This window comes from Nocardioides sp. Z35_8 (assembly GCF_059621125.1).
The window spans coordinates 835,055-851,853 of record NZ_JCAQIE010000001.1 but is presented as its reverse complement, the minus strand read 5'-3'; the positions used below and the strand labels follow the sequence as shown (position 1 = coordinate 851,853).

Sequence of the window (16,799 nt, the reverse complement as noted above, 5' to 3'; positions counted from 1 at the left end):
CCGGGGCCGAGAGAAGAGGATGAGGCATGGGCACGCGTAGACCTCGCATCCCCAAGGCCTCGGACATCGTGGTCTCGGCGGTCCGCGAGCGCATCATCGTCCACCGTCTCGCCGAGGGCACGGCGCTTCCCACGGAGACCGAGATGATGGCCGAGTACGGCGTGGGTCGGGTGACCGTCCGGGAGGCGCTCCGCCTGCTGGAGCACGACGGGCTCATCGAGGTCCGGCGGGGGGTGCACGGGGGTGTCTTCGTGCGCCACCCGCAGGTGCGGCAGGTGAGCGACGTGGTCTCGCTGGTCTTCGCGATGCGGAACACGACGCTGCGCGAGTTCGCCGAGTACCGCCAGCTCGTGGAGCCGGCGGCGGCCGAGCTGGCCGCACGCAACATCTCCGAGGAGCAGCGGACCGCCCTCCGCGGCCTGGTCGAGCAGGAGTCGGGCCTGGGGCAGGTGCAGGACCTGCACCAGCTGGTGGCCGAGGCCACGGGCAACGGTGTGCTCGGCACGGCGCTCAACGCCCTGCACCACCCGTTCCAGGAGCACTTCCGGCCCGGCAAGATCCACGCCAGCCACCTCGCCGAGACCGCGGCCTCCCACCGCAAGATCGCCGAGCGCATCCTGGCCGGCGACGGTGCGGCGGCCCGGCGCGCCATGGCTGTGCACCTGGAGGCCTACCGCGCCTACCTCGAGCGCGAGGACCTGCTCGAGGAGCCGATCATCCCCCGTGAGGTGTGGCGGGTCCCGGGGTAGGCAGGCCCGTCGGCACCCATCACGACCTCGAGACACAACCACCTGGTGAGGCGTCGATCTCGAACGCGGTCCAGCACCGCCCGAATCAGGTCGGCCGGCTCGGCTGCCTCCGGGTCACTGATCGTGGTGCGCTTGCCTGCATCGCTCCGTGCAGAACCGGAAGGACCGCCCATGGCGACCAGGCCATCCAGCACGATCCGGTCCGGCCCCATCAGGGGGCTCGCGCCGCTCGTGCCGCCGAACCCCACATCACCCGGGGCGCGGGGAACGTGGACTTCGCGTCGCGCACGGTGCCTGTTCCGGGGCGGCGTGACGGACCGGCCATCGACTGGGCCCCGGTCGGCTCAGAGCTCGGCACCCCGGCCGAGCTGGGTGAGCGCGAGCTTCGCCGGCAGTCACTCACCGACGTCGACGGAGCACGGTTCGACGAGCCGCTGTGCGGGTCGGGCAGGAGCGATCCGTTCACCGAGATCATCACGACTGTCGAGACGGGGCGCAGCGGTGCCTACATCGACCGCGTGGACGTGAGCTACGACGTCGGGGGTCGTCTGTTCACGCTCTCGACCAGCTGGTCCTACGTCGTGTGCGGAGATGCCATCACCGAGCAGGACAACTGCTGAGCGCGGTCGTCGCGCAGGCTCAGGCGGCGAGGTCGCGGCGGGTGACGGCGGCCAGGGCCGCGACGACAGCTGATGCGGCCACCGCGGCCAGCACCAGCTGGGCAGCGACTCCGGTGCTCGTTGCGAGGCCCGCCGAGGTATGGCCGAACATGCTCAGGTCGACCACCCCCGAGGGGAGCTGCAGCTGCTTGCCGAGCAGCGTCACCCCGCCGCCGACCAGGAGGGGCACCCAGGCGATCCAGCTGATCCGCGGCGCAGCGGCGACGGCGAGGGCGGCCAGCCCGATCACCACCGCCACGGCGGGCCACTGCTGGACTGCCTGCCAGAACGCGTCGCGCGTGACGTCGGGGCCGCTGACGATCGCGCGGGCGATCACTCCGGAAGCGACGCCGCACAGCAGCAGCGTGGCGAGCGAGGTGAGGGCTGCGACGCCCACGTACGCGCGCAGCAGAGCGGAGCGGGTGGCACCGGCGGCGCGTACGTGCTCGGCGAGGCCGGAGCGTTCGGCGGCGGCGACCTGGGTGATCAGGGTGATGCAGACGGCGGAGGCCACGAGGGCCGCGATCGTGCCGCTGAAGGCGAAGTACGCCTCTGCAGGGTCGCGCCCCGACAGCTGGGCGCCGAGGAAGCCGCCGTCGATGCGGCCCCGGCGCAGGTTGTCGATCACCCCAGCGCCGAGGACGGCGAACAGCGCTGCGCCAGCGGCGATGAGCAGGGTCGACCACAGCGCCCGCCGCCGGTCGAGCCGCCACGCCAGGCCGTGGGGGGAGTCGATCCGAAGCCGGGCGGACTGTCGTTGGGGCAGCCTGACGATGCTGGCGCCGAGCTCGTTGGCCGTGGCGAGGCGCACGAAGACCCCGCAGAGCACCGCCGCCTCGATGACTGCGGGCACCAGCCACAGCACCCGGTCGGAGGCGAACGGCAGCGCCAGCGCTCGCAGCGACATCGGTGCCACCCACTGCAGCGCCGGCGTCTGCCCGACGTCGGCGATCGCGCGGACGCCGATGGCGAGCGCGACCGCCAGGGCGCCCGCGGCCCGGGCGGCGCGTGCGGTCGGCAGGGCCATCGCCAGCACAGCGGTGACCAACCCGACCAGCAGGAAGGTGAGCACGACGACCAGCCCGAGCGTCGCGGCTCCGGCGACGTCGACGCCGTCGATGCGACCGGAGTACGCCGCGGTCGCCGTGAAGCAGACCAGCCCGAGCCCGACGGCGACAGCGCCGAGCAGGATCAGCGCCGCCCAGGCCGCGTCGCGGCGCTGCGGGCCGGTGGTGAGCAGCAGCTCGAGCGAGCCGTCCTCGTCCAGGGCGCGGCTGAGCCGGACGGCGAGCAGCACGGCCATGAACGCGGCGATCAGGGTCAGGAACGTCCCCATCTCCCACGCGTAGACCTGCGCCGGCGTCCCCAGCTCGCCGAGTCGGCCGTAGAGGAACTGTGTCGCCGGGTCGGCACGGGCCTCGTCGAGCGCGGCTCTGGCGGTGGCCGCGTCGGCATAGGTCGAGGAGTAGCCGGGCACCGTGGCCGCCGCGACCACGCCGGTGGCGCCGAGCCAGGCCAGCGTCCAGGCCCGGTTGTGCCGCCACAGCGGAGCGGCCACGGACAAGGGACCGATCATCGGGCGGCCACCTCGTAGTGGCGCAGGAAGAGCTCCTCGAGAGTGGCGGGTTCGCACGTGATCGAGGTCGCGCCGACGTCCATCAGGGCGCGCAACACGTCGTTGACCTCGTGTCCGGCGACGCGTACGGAGACCCGGTCGCCGGCCCAGGCAGCCTCGACGCCGGAGATCGAGAGCCTGTGGCCAGCACCAGACGGGACCACCGCACTGACGGTCGAGGAGGCCAGATGGCGCATCTCGTCGACCCGCCCGGTCTCCACCAACCGACCGTCCTTGACGATCGTCACCCGCCCACACAGGCGCTCCACCTCGCTGAGGATGTGACTGGAGAGCAGCACCGTCCGCCCCGCCGCGGCGGCCTCGCGCACGCACGAGGCGAACACCTCCTCCATCAGCGGGTCGAGGCCGGAGGTCGGTTCGTCGAGGACGAGCAGGTCGGTTCGCGCGGCGAACGCGGCGACCAGCATCACCTTCTGCCGGTTGCCCTTGGAGTAGGTGCGCACCCGGCGCGACGGGTCGAGCGCGAAGGCGTCGACCAATCGGCGTTCGGCGTCCGCGTCGTACGCACCGCGGAGCCCGGCCAGCGCGTCCAGCACCTCCTGCCCCGTGAAGCTGGGCCACAGCGCCACCTCGCCCGGTACGTAGGACGCTCGCCGGCACACCGCGCCGGGGTCCATCTCAGGGTCCAGTCCGAGGACGCGGACCTGCCCCGCAGTCGGTCGATAGAGGCCGAGCAGGACCCGGATGGCGGTGCTCTTGCCGGCGCCGTTGGGGCCGAGGAACCCGTGCACCTCGCCCGTGGTGACCGTCAGGTCCAGACCGTCCAGGGCGAGGAAGTCGCCGAAGGTCTTGACCAGTCCCTGGGCCAGAACTGCCGGCTCGCTCACTGCTTCCTCCCGGTCTCGATCTCGCGGGTCAGGTGTCGCTGCATGGCCGTGCCGAGCCGTCGGCCGCGCTCGTCGTTGGTCGCGTCGAAGAGCGCATAGAGTCGTGCCACGACGTCGAGGTCGATCGAGGCCGCGATCTCGGGAAACCGTTCGCCGACCCGCCGCTTCATCCGCTCGACGTTGGCCGAAGCGAACGCGTCGAGCTCCTCGTCGCTGAGCTCGTCGGCGGTGTGGAGAGCGGCGAACGCCGCCAGGCCCTCGCGGAGCAGCTCGGGTGTCGAGCCGAGGAAGAGTGCCTCGGCCTCCGGCGGTACGTCCCCGCGGAAGTACGCCAGCTCGAGGAACTCCCGCTCCTCGCACATCGCCCGACGAGAGGACTCGTCGGGGGCGTGGGCCTCCAGCTCGTCGTAGAAGTCGACGACGACCTGCGGCAGGGGCGTCAGTGAGCCACCGGCGACGATCGAGTCGAGCAGCCGCGCGAGCCGCTCGCGCTGACCGGTGAGCTGGGCCAGACGCGCATCGAGCGTGGCCAGCGCCTCGCGCAGGTCGCTCGCCCCGGCGCCGTCGTGCTCGCCCGAGAGCAGCTCGGCGATGTGGGTGAGGCTCAGCCCCGACTCGACCAGCCACCGGATCCGGATCAACCGCGCCACGTGGCTCAGCCCGTAGTCGCGCACGCCGGCCACCGTCGCAGGCACAGGTATCAGTCCGCGCGCGTGGTAGTGCCGCACGGTCCGCACGCTCACCCCGGCCAGATCGGCCGCGTCCTTGACCCGCATGGCACCAGCATGGCGGTGTGACGTGACGTCACGGCAAGTGTCGGCGGGGTTTCTCGGAGACGTACATCCCGGCTGCGCCCACGACGGCGAGTGCGCACCTCGTCGTTGACACCCACCTGTTCCTCGCCGATGACCTCAAGACCCTCCAGGAGCGCTCGGCGGGAATCGTCGACGACAGCGAGAGCGCCCGCCTGGCCGATGCCTCCCGCCGAGCCGCGTGCCCCGGGGGGCTCAGGCGTTGTACCGGTCGGCCACCGCGTCGAAGCGCTCGCGCGACGTCGCCACGATCTCGTGGTAGGCGCGGTCGTCGAGCTGCAGGACCTGCAGCAGCGGCGCCACCTCGTGGTGCCGGGTCACCTGGCTCTCGAGCTCCTCCGGGTCCTCGTCGCGCGTGGTGATCTCGTGCGACATCGCACACGCCAGCGCCACGGCCGCACTCACGGCGGACAGGTCCTCGTGTGCCTCGTGGTGCTCGCGGATGCCGTCGACGATCGTCAGCGGGAGTCCCCACGCCTCGGCGACCGCGGCGCCGATGTCGGCGTGGGTGAGCCCGAGGACCCGCCGCTCGGTCTCGACCAGGTCGAGGCCGTCGGTGGCGGCGGCCAGGGCGAGCATGTCCAGGATCTGGTTGCCGAAGTGCCGGGCCAGCACGACCATGCCGAAGTCGTGCAGCAGCGCTGCGGTGCCTGCCTCCGCCGGGACCGGGACGCGGGCTCGGGAGCGGATCACCTCGGCCGCGATCGACGCGGCCACCGAGCGCTCCCAGAGCGCTCCCGGCTTGAGGCCGTACGCCGGCAGCGCCGCCAGCATCCTGCCGCCGACACGTGAGGCCATGGTCAGCGACAGCAGGGTGCTGGACCCGAGCCGGACGACGGCGTCGCGCACCGACGTGATGTTGGCGCGGTGGCCGAGCGCCACCGAGTTGGCCCGGCGCAGCACGTCCGCGGCCAGCGAGACGTCGAGTGCCACGGTCTCGCTGATCTCGCGGATGTCGGAGTCGGGGTCCGCGACCAGCGTGGCGAGTCGGGCGATGGTGTGGGGAAGGGGTTCGACGGACTCGGCGGCGGCCAACAGGTCCGCCTGGTCCACGAGCGGTGCGGTGGTCACGTCGTCCCGATCGGCACGACGGCGCCAGACCTGAGGGATTGGTGGGGTCGGGAGCCGGTCGGGCGCTCAGGGTGCCACCGGGCGGAACGGACGCACCTCCTCCACGCCGTCGCGCACCACCAGGAGCGTGGACTCCGGGACCTCCTGCCACATCCCGACCAGCGTGCCGAGCGGCTCGGAGGCCACGATCCGGGAGCCGGCGGAGAGGTCGTGGAGCACGGGGTGGTCGGGGTGCTGCCTCTTGATCGTGTCGACGTCGGTGCTGTGGAACAGCGACCGGGCGTGCCCGTCGCTGGCGTAGCGGAACGCCCACGTGGTCTCGCCGTCGGTGGTGGCCACCGTCATCTGGAGCGGGTGCTCGACGCCGTGGCGACGCCCCGTCTGCTCGATCAGCGCGACGGCCCGGGAGACCGCGGCGGGCGGATCGTCCTCGAGGCCGAAGGTCAGCGCGAGGTAGAAGAAGATCTCGCTGTCGCTCGACCCGGCGATCAGCGGGAAGAGGTCGGGAGCCACCGCCAGCGTCAGGTCGCGCTTGACCCGCGAGAAGGAGGCGATGGCGCCGTTGTGCATCCACAACCAGCGGTCGTGGCGGAAGGGATGGCAGTTCGTCTGCTGCACCGGGGTGCCCGAGGTTGCGCGGACATGGGCGAAGAACCGGTGCGACCGGACCTCCGCGGCGACCTCGCGCAGGTTGAGGTCGTTCCAGGCCGGCTCGGTGCTGCGGTAGCGACCGGGCGTGCCCGTCGCGCCATACCAGCCGACGCCGAACCCGTCGCCGTTGACGGCCTCGGCACCCATCTCGGATCGCTTGCTCTGCACCACCAGGGAGTTGGTGGGCCTGAAGAGGAGGTCCTCCAGCAGCAACGGCGAGCCGGAGTAGGCGAGCCAGCGACACATGGGCCCCTCCTCCTCGTCCCTCTCTGCACGATACGCCGGTGCCGCCGCGCCGCCCAGAGTCGTGGGGCCAGCCCTCCTGCGGTCGCCGTCCGCCTCGACGTACGACCCCGCGGCGCGCACCGGGCGCCCGCGTCACGTGCCCGGTGGCACCGCCCCGGTCGGCTCGGGGCTCCACGACTCCAGCCACGCAGGCCGCGGCCCGGGTGTCATCCCGGCGAGCAGGGTGGCGAGCAGTCGGGGGACCAGGTCGGGTGCCGCATCCCGGATGGCCTCCGGCAGCGGTCGGGTGACGAGCCCCAGGGCGAGCACCAGCTCCAGCGCTGCCACGTCGTCGCGGACCAGCCCGGCCCGCCGGCCCGCCGCGAGCACCCCCTCGACCCCGGCGAGCGTCTGCTCCTGGGCCTCTCGCACGGGGGCGGCGAGGTCGCGGGTCACGTGCTCGGTGAGGGCGGCGGAGACCGCGCCGAGGTCGAGGTCGGCGAGCCTGCCGACATAGCGCGTCCACGCGTGCGCCGGGTCGGTCTCGAGGTCGGCCATGGAGTCGGCGGCGGCCGCGCGCATGTCGAGCAGGATCGCGAGGACCACCTCGTCGGCCAGCGCCGACCTGGACGCGAAGTTGCGGTAGAGCGTGGCGATGCCGACCCCGGCGGCGTCGGCGACGGCCTCCAGGGCGACCTCGCCGCCCTCGGCCGCGAAGAGGTGCCGGGCCGCTCGGATGATCCGGGCGCGCCGCTCGGCTGCGTCCGATCGCATGGGGGTCTCCTGGTGCCGGGCGGGTCGGTGATTTGACTCGACCAGCATAAGCGGAGGATTGTTCTCCACATAAGCGGAGGAAAAGCCTCCGGCCGGCTTCTCCGCGAGGACCCCCGTGACCACCCCCACGCCCGTCTCCATCCCCACCGCACCCACCATTACCGGGGAGGGCGTGGACGACGACGGCTCACGGCCGAGCACGCCGGCACGCCGGACGCCTCCGCCGCTGGTGGCCGCCATCGCGATGACGGCCGGGCTGGGGGCGCTCCTGGTGCTCCTCCTCGCGCTCTTCATCCTCCCCTCGCTCAAGAGCGGCGCGCACCACCTGCCGGTCGGCGTGGTGGGATCCGCGGCGATGACCACGCAGGTCGAGCACGACCTCGCCGCGACGGCGCCCGAGGCCTACCGCCTCGAGCGCTTCGACTCCGCCCGCGCACTGGCCGACGCCGTGCGGGACCGGGAGGTGGCCGGCGGCTTCGTCGTCGGCAGCGACGAGGTCCACGCCGTCGTCGCGAGCGCCGGCTCGGCCGCGATCTCCTCCGCCGTCACCGCCACGGCCCAGAGCCTCGGCCAGGCCCTCGGCGCCGAGGTCAGCACCAGCGACGTCGTCGCGCTGCCCGAGTCGGACCCCACGGGCATCGGCATCGGCGGGCTGGCGTTCCCGCTCGTCTTCGGCGGCATCGTCCCGGCGGTCGCCTTCCGCACGATCTTCCCCCGCCGCCCGACGTGGCGGCTCGCCGGCGTCCTCGGCTTCTCCGTCGCGGGCGGCCTGATCGTCTCGGGGGTCCTGCGCTTCTGGTTCGGCAGCATCGAGACCGCGTTCTGGCCCGTCGCCGGCGCCATGGCACTGGGCATCGCAGCACTGGCGTTCCTGCTCAGCGGGCTCCAGCAGGCCTTCGGCGGCAAGGGCTTCACGATCGGCGCGATGACCATGATGTTCCTCGGCAACCCGCTCGCCGGCATCGCCACCACCGGGGCCTGGCTGCCCGCGGGCCTGGGCACCGTCGGCCAGGTCCTCCCGCCCGGCGCCGCCGGCACCCTCGTGCGCTCCGCCGCCTACTTCGGCGGCGCGGGCGGACTGACCGCCGCTCTCACCCTCGCCGCCTGGGTGATCGCCGGTCTCGCTCTCCACGCGTACGGCGTCGCTCGCCAGGCGCCCGAGCCCGCCTGAGCCCGCCTGATCCCGCCTGATCCGACGGGGGCAGCAGGCGTGCACCGCACCTGGCATGACCTGACCAGCTGACCAGACCAGCGACCAACGGCTTGCCCACCGGCAACCCACGCGAGGGTAAAACGGACACCCTGCTGCGAGGTGGCCGCAAGGGTGGGCGTCTCGTCAGCTGATCCTCGTGGGGAGAACTCGATGGGCCAGATCCCGGTCGCACGCGCCCCGGCGCTGCCGGGTCGCGCGACCGCGCCTGCCCGGTGGTCCCCGTGGCGCTCGCTGGCGCACCTGGCCACGGAGCGTCCCCACGACGTCGCCTTCGTCCTGACGTCCGGGGCCGGCGCGACGCGCACCTGGGCTGAGGTGGCCGAGACGGTCGAGCGCGCCGCCGCGGGCCTGGTCCGCAGCGGGCTGCGGGTGGACCAGGTCGTCGTGTCGCTGCTGCCGGCGGACCACGCCCACCCCGAGCTCGACCTCGCGCTGCGGGTCGTCGGCGCCGTGGTGGTGCACGTCGCCCCCGGTGCCCCCGCGGGCGACCTCGCCCGCGAGCTCGGCGACGCCGACGTACGCCTCGTGGTGGCCGAGGACTCCGACGACCTGTCGCGCCTCGACGGGGTCACCCTCCCGCGGGCGGAGCTGTTCGCCGTCGACGGTGGCCGCGGGTGGGACCGCCTGCTCGAGCTCGGCGCGGAGCGCCTGGTGATGGACCCCACGCTGGTGGAGCGCTCGGACGACATCGTCGACCCGGACGACGCCGACCCCCGGATGATCTCGGAGCGGGCGCCCCTGGGTCGCGTCCCGGTGGCCGGGCTGCGCGACGGCCTGGTGCAGGCCCGGTCGAGTGCCCTCGTCGTCGCCGACGCCGCCGACGCGCTGCTCCAGGTGGTGCGGCGCACGCAGCTCGACCTCGGGTTCGCCCTCTGCGTGGTCGAGGACCCCGCTCGCCTGCCGGGCGTCATGGCCGCCGTGCGCCCCTCGGTCGTCGTCGTGCCCGAGCGGCACGCCGGGGCCGTCCTCGACTCCCTCGGCGACCTCGGTGGGGCGGTCGAGGTCGTCGAGCTCGCCGACCTGCGCGCCGCGGACCTGCCCCAGCCGCCGCCGCTCGTCCTCGGTGATGCCGCCGACCTGCCGCGTCGTTCGCGCCGGGCGCGCGGGGACGACTTCGACCTCCGGCTCCCCCCTGAGCCGGGCGCCTCGGCCTTCCTGCCGGCGTTGCCGACCCGGACGTGAACCTTCGACGAAGCCCTCGGCATCGAGGGCCCGGTGGCCACGCTGCTCGTCGACCACCAGCCACCGGCTGACTCGCCCGAGCAGTGCCGTGACCGGTGCCGTGCCGGCGCCCCGTCCGGAGCCCGGACGCACGAGGGGCCGCCGGTGTCGCCACCGACGGCCCCTCGTCACTCACGATCGCGTCAGCTGGCGCGACCCCGGTCGACCACCGAGAACCGGATCGTCTTCGTGCCGGCCCGGACCTGGTCGTCGCCGCGGTAGCGCACGACGAGCCTGACCTTGCCGGTGCGCGCGAAGCGGGGCAGCTTCACGATGGCGCGGCCGCCGGCGTCGAGCGTCTTCGTCCAGGCCTTCGACCGGCCCGCGCCCTTCACCGTCACCCGCACCTTGCCCGACGGCGTGACGTCGTGGGCGGCCACGGCCACCCGCAGCTTCACCCGGCTGCCCAGCTCCACCGGCTTGACCATCTTGGTCGAGACCCGCGCCGCGACCTTGTCGGCACTCGGCGTGGTGGGGGTGGGGGTCGGCGTCGGGGTCGGGGTCGGCGTCGGCGTGGTGGTGCCACCATCACTCGGCACGTTGTCGGACAGGATCGTGATGTCCGCGTCGTTGACGTCGAAGAAGTAGTTCTCCACCGCCTCGACCTTGATCCGCGCCGTGGTGCTGGGCACGTCGGGCCACGTCACCTGGGCGTTGCCGTCGTTGGGCGTGCTCTCGGCGAGCACCGTCGGGAACGTCTTGCCACCGTCGAGCGAGAGGCTGATCCTCACGTTGGGCGACAGGGCCGCGGTGTTGGCGGTCCAGTAGACGGTCTCCGTGCGACCACCCACCGCGGCGGCGCTGGCGGCGCTCTTCGACGTCACGCGGAACGGGCCGGTGGTCTTGTCGATGAGCAGCTTGACGTCGCTGTAGGCGTAGCCGCCGCCCTCGGGGGCGAGGTCACGGGCGGTGAAGCGGAAGTTGAGCGACGGCTCGGCGTTGCCGTCCCACCCGACGCCGGGCTGCGCGGCGGAGCCCACGTAGTCGGCGGTCGGCAGCCACTCCCCGAAGCACTCGGTGACGGGGACCGTCGGGAGCGGGACGGGGGTCGGGCTGCCCACCGGCGGCTTGGTCGGCATGGCCGGGCAGGTGCCGTCGATCGCGTTGGTGTTGTTGGCCAGGATCTGCGCCATGTCCGGGAACACCCGCGTGGGGCTGGACGTGGCGAGGTTCTCGCCGGGGGAGTTGATCTGCAGCGCGCCGGCCGGGGTCACCGGGGCGTGCACCCCGAAGATCCGGAACAGCGGGCCGTCGACCTTGGTCTGGTTGCCCAGCGCGGTACCGGCGGCGCCGCCGCGGTCGTTCTGCTCCCAGATGTGGACCAGCGGGTCGCCGTCGGGGTCGCTGGCCTCGCCGGTCAGCGCGAACGGCGTCCGGATCGGGATCGTCTTCGTCACCGGGGCCTGCACCTCCGGAGCGTGGTTGCCCGACGGCGTGACGGTGAAGCCGCCGTTGCGCTGCGGGCCGCCCTGGGCGGTCTCGCCGACGAAGCCCGTGACGTCACCGGAGGCCGGCGCGAAGCCGAGCGCGGCGACGTCGGTGCCGGCGTACGGGGCACCGGTGAAGCGCACCTCGAAGCCGGTGTCGTCGAGCGTCGGGACGTTGCCGGGCGCGGGCGCAACCACCCGCAAGTCACCGAAACCTCGCACCTCCACGCTCCCGACGCCGGTCACGGCCTCGATGGCGGCGTCGATCCCGTCGAGGGTGTAGTTGGTGCCGCGCACGATCGGCGGGGTCTGCTGGGCGTTGAAGCTCAGCGTGAACGACTCGGCGTCGCTGAAGCCGCGCAGGGACACCGTCTGGACCTCGTTGATCGGCGCGCGGTTGGCGGTCATGGTGGTCGTCATGTCCGTGATGCTGCGCTGCGAGAAGTACGGGTCGCTGTGCGGCTGGAGGTTGTCCTGCTGGCAGATGCCGGCGTAGGCCATGACCGAGCTGCCCGAGCCCGGCTCGTACGGCGATCCGCCGCGGTTGCCGGAGCAGTTGAGCTCGGTGCCGTTGAAGGTGTGCGGACCGCCGAACTGGTGGCCGATCTCGTGGGCGACGTAGTCGACCGCGAAGTAGTCGCCCTCGGGGGCGGGGAGGCCGGTGCAGCCGCGGGCCTTGCCGTCGCCGCCGATGACGCCCAGGCCGGCGACGCCGCCCCCGTTGACGCCGAGCGCGATGTGGCCCACGTCGTAGGCCGACGCGCCGACGAGCTGGCCGAGCACGATGCGGTTGCGGTTGAGCAGACCGCCGGTGCAGCCGCCGGCGAGCGTGGCGGGCGGGAAGCACGGTGCCGAGCCACACGGGCCGTTGGCCTCGGTCGCCTTGGCGGCGGTGTCGAGGTTGAGCTTGTCGGTGTCGTTGATCAGCAGCATCCGCACGGCGAGGTCGTCGTTGTAGATCTGGTTGACCCGGTTCATCAGGGTGACCTTCTCGGCCAGCACGTTGGCGGTGCCGAAGTAGGTCGCGTAGGACGGGTCGGTCACCAGCGCGAGGCGGAAGGTCCGCAGCGAGACCTCGGTGCCGGGGGCCTTGCCCGCGGACTTGTCGCCGAGACCCTTGACGAGGTCGTCGTCGAGCTCGGGCTCGACGAGTCCCCGCTCGCTCGCGGGAAGGTCGCCGTGGCGGTAGGAGAGGTAGAGGCTGTCGTCGCCGTTCCAGGCGGGGTCGACGTACCAGGCGGCACGCTCACCGGAGCCGCGCACCGAGGCGTGGAAGCCCATCGGCGTGAGGTCGAGGCGGATGGTCGCGGTCGGGTCGCCGACGGCGCGGCCGGCGTAGGTCGCGATCTCGGGGTGACGAGCGGCGAGCTCGGCCTCCATGACGGCGACCTCGTGCACGCGGAAGTCGATCAGCTCGCCGTTGGGAGCCGGAACGCTCACCACGGTGCCGGTGCTGTCGGAGCGGGCGGCGTCCTCGGCGGGGGCCCGGTCGAGCGCGGCGCTGATGGCGTCGCGGTCGAGGGTGAAGGCGGCGTAGCGGGTCGGCTCGACGCGGCGTTCGGCGTCGCCGCGGTCACCGCCGGGACGCTGCTGGCTGGCGGTCCAGTAGCCGTCGTCGGGCGGTGGGGCGGCGGTGCCGGACAGGGCCAGGGCCTGGAGCCCGACGAGGGCGAGGGCGACGGAGACGAGCAGGGACAGGTAGCGGAGCGGACGGGACATGCAGCCTCTGATCTCACGGGGGGTGGAAGTCCGAAACGTAAGGCAGGTCGCCCCCGAAAGGGTGCACCCCGAGGGGGGTGTCCTCCCCCCTCCCGCATCGTGGGACGGCGCGCCCGGAGCGGCCGTCGTGTGCCGGGTGATGAGTTCCGGGTCCGGCAGCGGTCACACGGGTGTCAGGCAACGATGGACGAAAGGTTGGACGATGACGCTCGAGACGATCACCCAGGAGGTCGACATGGACGCGTGGCAGGCCATGGACCAGACGGAGTTCGCGGCGCTCGCCGAGCGGCACCGCCGCGAGCTCCACGTGCACTGCTACCGGATGCTCGGGTCGTTCCAGGACGCCGAGGACGCCGTGCAGGAGGCCTACCTCCGGGCCTGGCGCGCCCGGGCGACCTACGAGGGGCGCTCCCCGGTGCGGGCCTGGCTCTACCGGATCGCCACCAACGTGTGCCTCGACCTGCTCGCCCGGCGCCGCCCCGAGCCGGCCTCCGGGGGCGAGGTGCCGTGGCTGCAGCCCTACCCCGACCGGCTGCTCGACGAGCTGAGCGCCGACGGCGCCGACGAGCCCGAGGCGCTGGCCGTCGCCCGGGAGACCATCGAGCTCGCCTACCTCGTCGCGGTGCAGCACCTGGCTCCGCGTCCGCGGGCCGTGCTGATCCTCCGTGACGTGCTCGGCTGGCCCGCCAAGGAGGTCGCCGAGCTGCTCGGCGACTCGGTCAACTCCGTCAACAGCGCCCTCCAGCGTGCCCGCGCGGGCATGCGGCAGCACCTGCCGGCCGAGCGCCAGGACTGGACCGGCGAGGACGACGACACCGCGACGCGCGACCTGGTCCGACGCTTCACCGAGGCCAGCATCGCCACCGACATCGACGCGCTCGCCACGATGCTGCGCGACGACGTCCGGTTCGCGATGCCGCCCTCGCAGGGGCTGCTGGTGGGTCGCGAGGCGGTCGTGGCGGACTGGGTCGCCCAGGGCTACCCGCAGATGAGCGGCTTCCGCGCGCTGCCGACCGCGGTCAACCGGCAGCCGGCCGTCGCCCACTACCTGTGGAACGAGCAGGAGGCGGCCCATCTCCCGCTGACCCTCGACGTGCTCCGCATCTCCGGCGGGGCGGTGACCGAGGTGACCATCTTCGACGCCGACCGCTTCGCCTCCCTCGGCCTGCCCGACCGGCTCCCCGGCGAGGGAGTGCAGCGGTGAGCGGGCTCGCCCGGACCGCCCTGGTCGGGCTCGGGGCGGCCGCCGCGGCCGCGGCCGTCAACGCCGCAGTCGCCGCCGCCGCCCGCGGCGCGGGCGTCACCCTCGAGGTCGACGGGGGCGAGGCGATCCCGGTCTCGGGCATCGCCTTCGTCACCCTGGTCCTCGCTGCCGCCGGGGTGCCGATCGCGGCGGCACTGTCGCGGTGGAGCACCCGCCCGGTGGCGTGGTGGCTGCTTACGACGACCGCGCTGACCGCGTTGTCGCTCATCCCGCCGTTCGTGGCGGCCGCCGACGCCGCCACCGCGGTGACGCTCGTCGTGCTGCACCTGCTCGCCGCCGCGGTCGTCGTCCCGGTCGTCGCACGCACCCTGCGCACGCCGGCCCGCGCGGCCTCGGCCTGACGGGCGTCGGCCCCTGGCCTCCGGCAGCAGGCCGAGGTCCCGGCCCAGGGGCGTGGCGAGGGAGCGTGCGTAGACCGTCCCTCACTACCGCGCCGCCGCGCCCCGCTGCGGCCCCTCGAGCTCCTCGAGGCGCTCGGGCCCCAGCGGCTCACCCAGCGGCTCAGGCGGTCGACCGTAGGGTCGGGACATGAAGACGCGCACTCTCGGCAACCAGCAGGTCGGCGCCGTCGGCCTCGGCCTGATGACCTTCGACCAGACCGGCACGCAGCCGCGCCAGCAGCTGCTCGACACCGTCTCGGCGGCCCTCGACGCCGGTGTCACCCTCTTCGACAGCGCCGACGCCTACGGGCCCGGCGACGAGCTGGGTGGGGACGCCCAGGGTGAGAACGAGCGCCTGATCGCCTCGATCCTCGACGAGCTCGGCGTACGTGACCGCGTCCTCCTCGCCACCAAGGGCGGCCACGTCCGCACCGACGGCGGCGGCTGGGACACCGACAGCTCCGCGACCCACCTCCGCGAGGCTGTCGACGCCAGCCTGCAGCGCCTCGGCGTGGAGCAGATCGCGCTGTGGCAGCACCACCGCCCCGACCCGAAGGTCCCCTACGAGGAGGTCATCGGCACGCTCAAGGAGATCGCCGACAGCGGCAAGGTCGCGCACATCGGCCTCTCCAACGCCGACCCGCAGCAGATCCGCGACGCCCACGCCGTGCTGGGTGACGCGTTGGTGAGCGTGCAGAACCAGTTCAGCCCCAAGTTCCGCTCCAGCCGGCCCGAGATCGACGTCTGCGACGAGCTCGGCCTGGCCTTCCTCCCGTGGAGCCCGCTGGGCGGGCTGTCCGACGCCAAGGAGCTCGCCGACAAGCACCCCGCCTTCGCCGAGGTCGCGCGCGAGCGCGGCATCAGCGCGCAGCAGGTCGCGCTGGCCTGGGAGCTCGCCCAGTCGCCGGTCGTGATCCCCATCCCCGGAGCCAAGCGGCCCGCCTCGATCGTCGACTCCGCCGCCGCGGCAGACATCGAGCTCACCGCCGACGAGCTCGCGCGCCTCGACGCGAGCTGACCTGCGCGGGCCGGCCCGGCGCGCGCGAGGCGTCGCCGGGCGGCCCTAGGGTGGCGCGCGTGCTGAGCCTGCAGATCGACGACGCCCGCCTGTGTGACCTCGAGCCCTGGCACGCCGAGCAGCTCGCCGGCCTGTTCCGCGCGCACGGCGCCGACTTCTACGAGTGGCTGCCGTGGGAGGGCTTCGAGGACGTCGACGCCGCCCGCGGGTTCATCGAGGGCTTCGCCAAGGCCCGCGGGGAGGGCACCCGGCGTCTCCTCGGCATCTGGGTCGGGGACGAGCTCGTCGGCGGCACGCTGTTCCCGAGCATCAACGCCCGCTCCCGCACGGCCGAGGCGGGCGTCTTCCTCGCCTCGCCGGCGCGCGGGCGGGGCATCGTCACCCGGGCGGTCGCCGCGATGCTCGACTGGGCCTTCACCGAGCGGGGGATGCACCGCGTCGAGTGGCGCTGCGCCCCGGGCAACCACGCCAGCCGGCGGGTGGCGCAGCGGCTCGGATTCACCCACGAGGGCACCCTGCGCGAGGCGTTCTGGGTCCGCGACCAGCGCCAGGACCTCGAGGTCTGGTCGCTCCTGGCCCGCGAGTGGGCCGGCCCGCCCCCGCGCGACTGAGGCGTCGCCACAAACTTGACTCGTTCAAGAAAACGGGGCAGGGTGGGCGCGATGGACGACGTCGACTTCGAGCACCTCCTGCGCAGTGCTGACCTCCGGGTCACCCGGCCGCGTCTGGCCGTGCTCCGCGCCGTACGCCGTCACCCGCACGCCGACACCGGCAACCTGCTCGCCGCCGTGCGCACCGAGGAGCCGACCGTCTCCCACCAAGCCGTCTACGACGTCCTCGGCGCGCTCGCCGACTCCGGGCTGGTGCGCCGCATCCAGCCGGCCGGCTCCACCGCGCGCTACGAGCTGCGCGTCGGCGACAACCACCACCACGCCGTGTGCCGCTCGTGCGGCGTCGTCGCCGACGTCGACTGCGCGATCGGTGCCCGCCCCTGCCTCGACGCCTCCGGCACCGGCGGCTTCGTCGTCGACGAGGCCGAGGTCACCTACTGGGGCCTGTGCGCCGACTGCTCCACCGACCGGGCCGTCGTCACCTGACGCCTCCCCGCCGCATCCCCCGTCCCACCCCACGCCACGCACCGATCCCCTCTCGA

General features: G+C 73.4%; 16 protein-coding genes. 9 read left to right on the top strand and 7 right to left on the bottom strand.

All coding sequences use genetic code 11. The features are described from left to right. Positions 1-26: 26 nt before the first annotated feature. Both AC54T2_RS04115 and AC54T2_RS04110 read left to right on the top strand, forming a co-directional pair. The gene (locus tag AC54T2_RS04115; protein WP_186339644.1) at positions 27-749 is read left to right on the top strand and encodes a FadR/GntR family transcriptional regulator; all 723 of its coding nucleotides are present in this window, start codon (positions 27-29) and stop codon (positions 747-749) included. A gap of 290 nt (positions 750-1,039) precedes the next feature. Next, entirely contained in the window at positions 1,040-1,369 is a 330-nt protein-coding gene (locus AC54T2_RS04110) for a hypothetical protein (RefSeq protein ID WP_496665593.1), read from the top strand. A 19-nt stretch (positions 1,370-1,388) separates the two neighbouring features. Here the strand turns inward: AC54T2_RS04110 and AC54T2_RS04105 are convergent, their stop codons facing one another. The 6 genes from AC54T2_RS04105 to AC54T2_RS04080 form a co-directional block, all read right to left on the bottom strand. Then, positions 1,389-2,984 (bottom strand): efflux permease Rv1217c-related protein, encoded by a 1,596-nt coding sequence (locus AC54T2_RS04105; RefSeq protein ID WP_496665592.1) that lies wholly within the window; start codon positions 2,982-2,984, stop codon positions 1,389-1,391. Then, positions 2,981-3,871 (bottom strand): ABC transporter ATP-binding protein, encoded by an 891-nt coding sequence (locus AC54T2_RS04100; protein WP_496665591.1) that lies wholly within the window; start codon positions 3,869-3,871, stop codon positions 2,981-2,983. The genes AC54T2_RS04105 and AC54T2_RS04100 overlap by 4 nt, the downstream gene beginning before the upstream one ends. Next, complete coding sequence (locus AC54T2_RS04095) at positions 3,868-4,647, bottom strand: MerR family transcriptional regulator (protein WP_496665590.1); 780 nt, start codon at positions 4,645-4,647, stop codon at positions 3,868-3,870. Before AC54T2_RS04095 ends, AC54T2_RS04100 begins: the two co-directional genes overlap by 4 nt. A 231-nt stretch (positions 4,648-4,878) precedes the next feature. Beyond that, a complete protein-coding gene (locus AC54T2_RS04090; RefSeq protein ID WP_489976386.1) occupies positions 4,879-5,754 on the bottom strand; it encodes an HDOD domain-containing protein in 876 nt (291 codons plus the stop codon). Positions 5,755-5,820: 66 nt separating this feature from the next. After that, positions 5,821-6,651 carry a class II glutamine amidotransferase gene (locus tag AC54T2_RS04085; RefSeq protein ID WP_496665589.1) on the bottom strand — a complete coding sequence of 277 codons (831 nt, stop codon included), beginning with the start codon at positions 6,649-6,651 and terminating at the stop codon, positions 5,821-5,823. Positions 6,652-6,783: 132 nt separating this feature from the next. After that, positions 6,784-7,404, bottom strand: a complete 621-nt coding sequence (locus AC54T2_RS04080) for a TetR family transcriptional regulator (RefSeq protein WP_489976384.1) — start codon at positions 7,402-7,404, stop codon at positions 6,784-6,786. A 115-nt stretch (positions 7,405-7,519) separates the two neighbouring features. Between AC54T2_RS04080 and AC54T2_RS04075 the strand changes: the two genes are divergently transcribed. Further along, positions 7,520-8,575, top strand: coding sequence for a hypothetical protein (locus tag AC54T2_RS04075; protein ID WP_496665588.1), 1,056 nt, complete (start codon positions 7,520-7,522; stop codon positions 8,573-8,575). Positions 8,576-8,767: 192 nt separating this feature from the next. Next, on the top strand, positions 8,768-9,799 hold the full coding sequence (locus AC54T2_RS04070) for an AMP-binding protein (RefSeq protein WP_496665587.1): 1,032 nt from the start codon (positions 8,768-8,770) through the stop codon (positions 9,797-9,799). Positions 9,800-9,981: 182 nt separating this feature from the next. Here the strand turns inward: AC54T2_RS04070 and AC54T2_RS04065 are convergent, their stop codons facing one another. Beyond that, positions 9,982-12,984 carry a reprolysin-like metallopeptidase gene (locus AC54T2_RS04065; RefSeq protein ID WP_496665586.1) on the bottom strand — a complete coding sequence of 1,001 codons (3,003 nt, stop codon included), beginning with the start codon at positions 12,982-12,984 and terminating at the stop codon, positions 9,982-9,984. A gap of 202 nt (positions 12,985-13,186) precedes the next feature. Here AC54T2_RS04065 and AC54T2_RS04060 point away from each other — a divergent pair, with 202 nt between their 5' ends. The 5 genes from AC54T2_RS04060 to AC54T2_RS04040 all read left to right on the top strand — a co-directional run bounded on the left by AC54T2_RS04060 (position 13,187) and on the right by AC54T2_RS04040 (position 16,743). Beyond that, positions 13,187-14,188 carry an RNA polymerase subunit sigma-70 gene (locus AC54T2_RS04060; RefSeq protein WP_186339635.1) on the top strand — a complete coding sequence of 334 codons (1,002 nt, stop codon included), beginning with the start codon at positions 13,187-13,189 and terminating at the stop codon, positions 14,186-14,188. After that, positions 14,185-14,589, top strand: a complete 405-nt coding sequence (locus tag AC54T2_RS04055; RefSeq protein ID WP_496665585.1) for a DUF6069 family protein — start codon at positions 14,185-14,187, stop codon at positions 14,587-14,589. Before AC54T2_RS04060 ends, AC54T2_RS04055 begins: the two co-directional genes overlap by 4 nt. A 187-nt stretch (positions 14,590-14,776) precedes the next feature. Continuing rightward, positions 14,777-15,646, top strand: a complete 870-nt coding sequence (locus tag AC54T2_RS04050; RefSeq protein ID WP_496665584.1) for an aldo/keto reductase — start codon at positions 14,777-14,779, stop codon at positions 15,644-15,646. 59 nt (positions 15,647-15,705) lie between these two features. Continuing rightward, on the top strand, positions 15,706-16,257 hold the full coding sequence (locus AC54T2_RS04045) for a GNAT family N-acetyltransferase (RefSeq protein WP_186339631.1): 552 nt from the start codon (positions 15,706-15,708) through the stop codon (positions 16,255-16,257). A gap of 51 nt (positions 16,258-16,308) precedes the next feature. Continuing rightward, positions 16,309-16,743, top strand: a complete 435-nt coding sequence (locus AC54T2_RS04040; protein ID WP_186339630.1) for a Fur family transcriptional regulator — start codon at positions 16,309-16,311, stop codon at positions 16,741-16,743. The last annotated feature ends 56 nt before the right edge of the window (positions 16,744-16,799 follow it).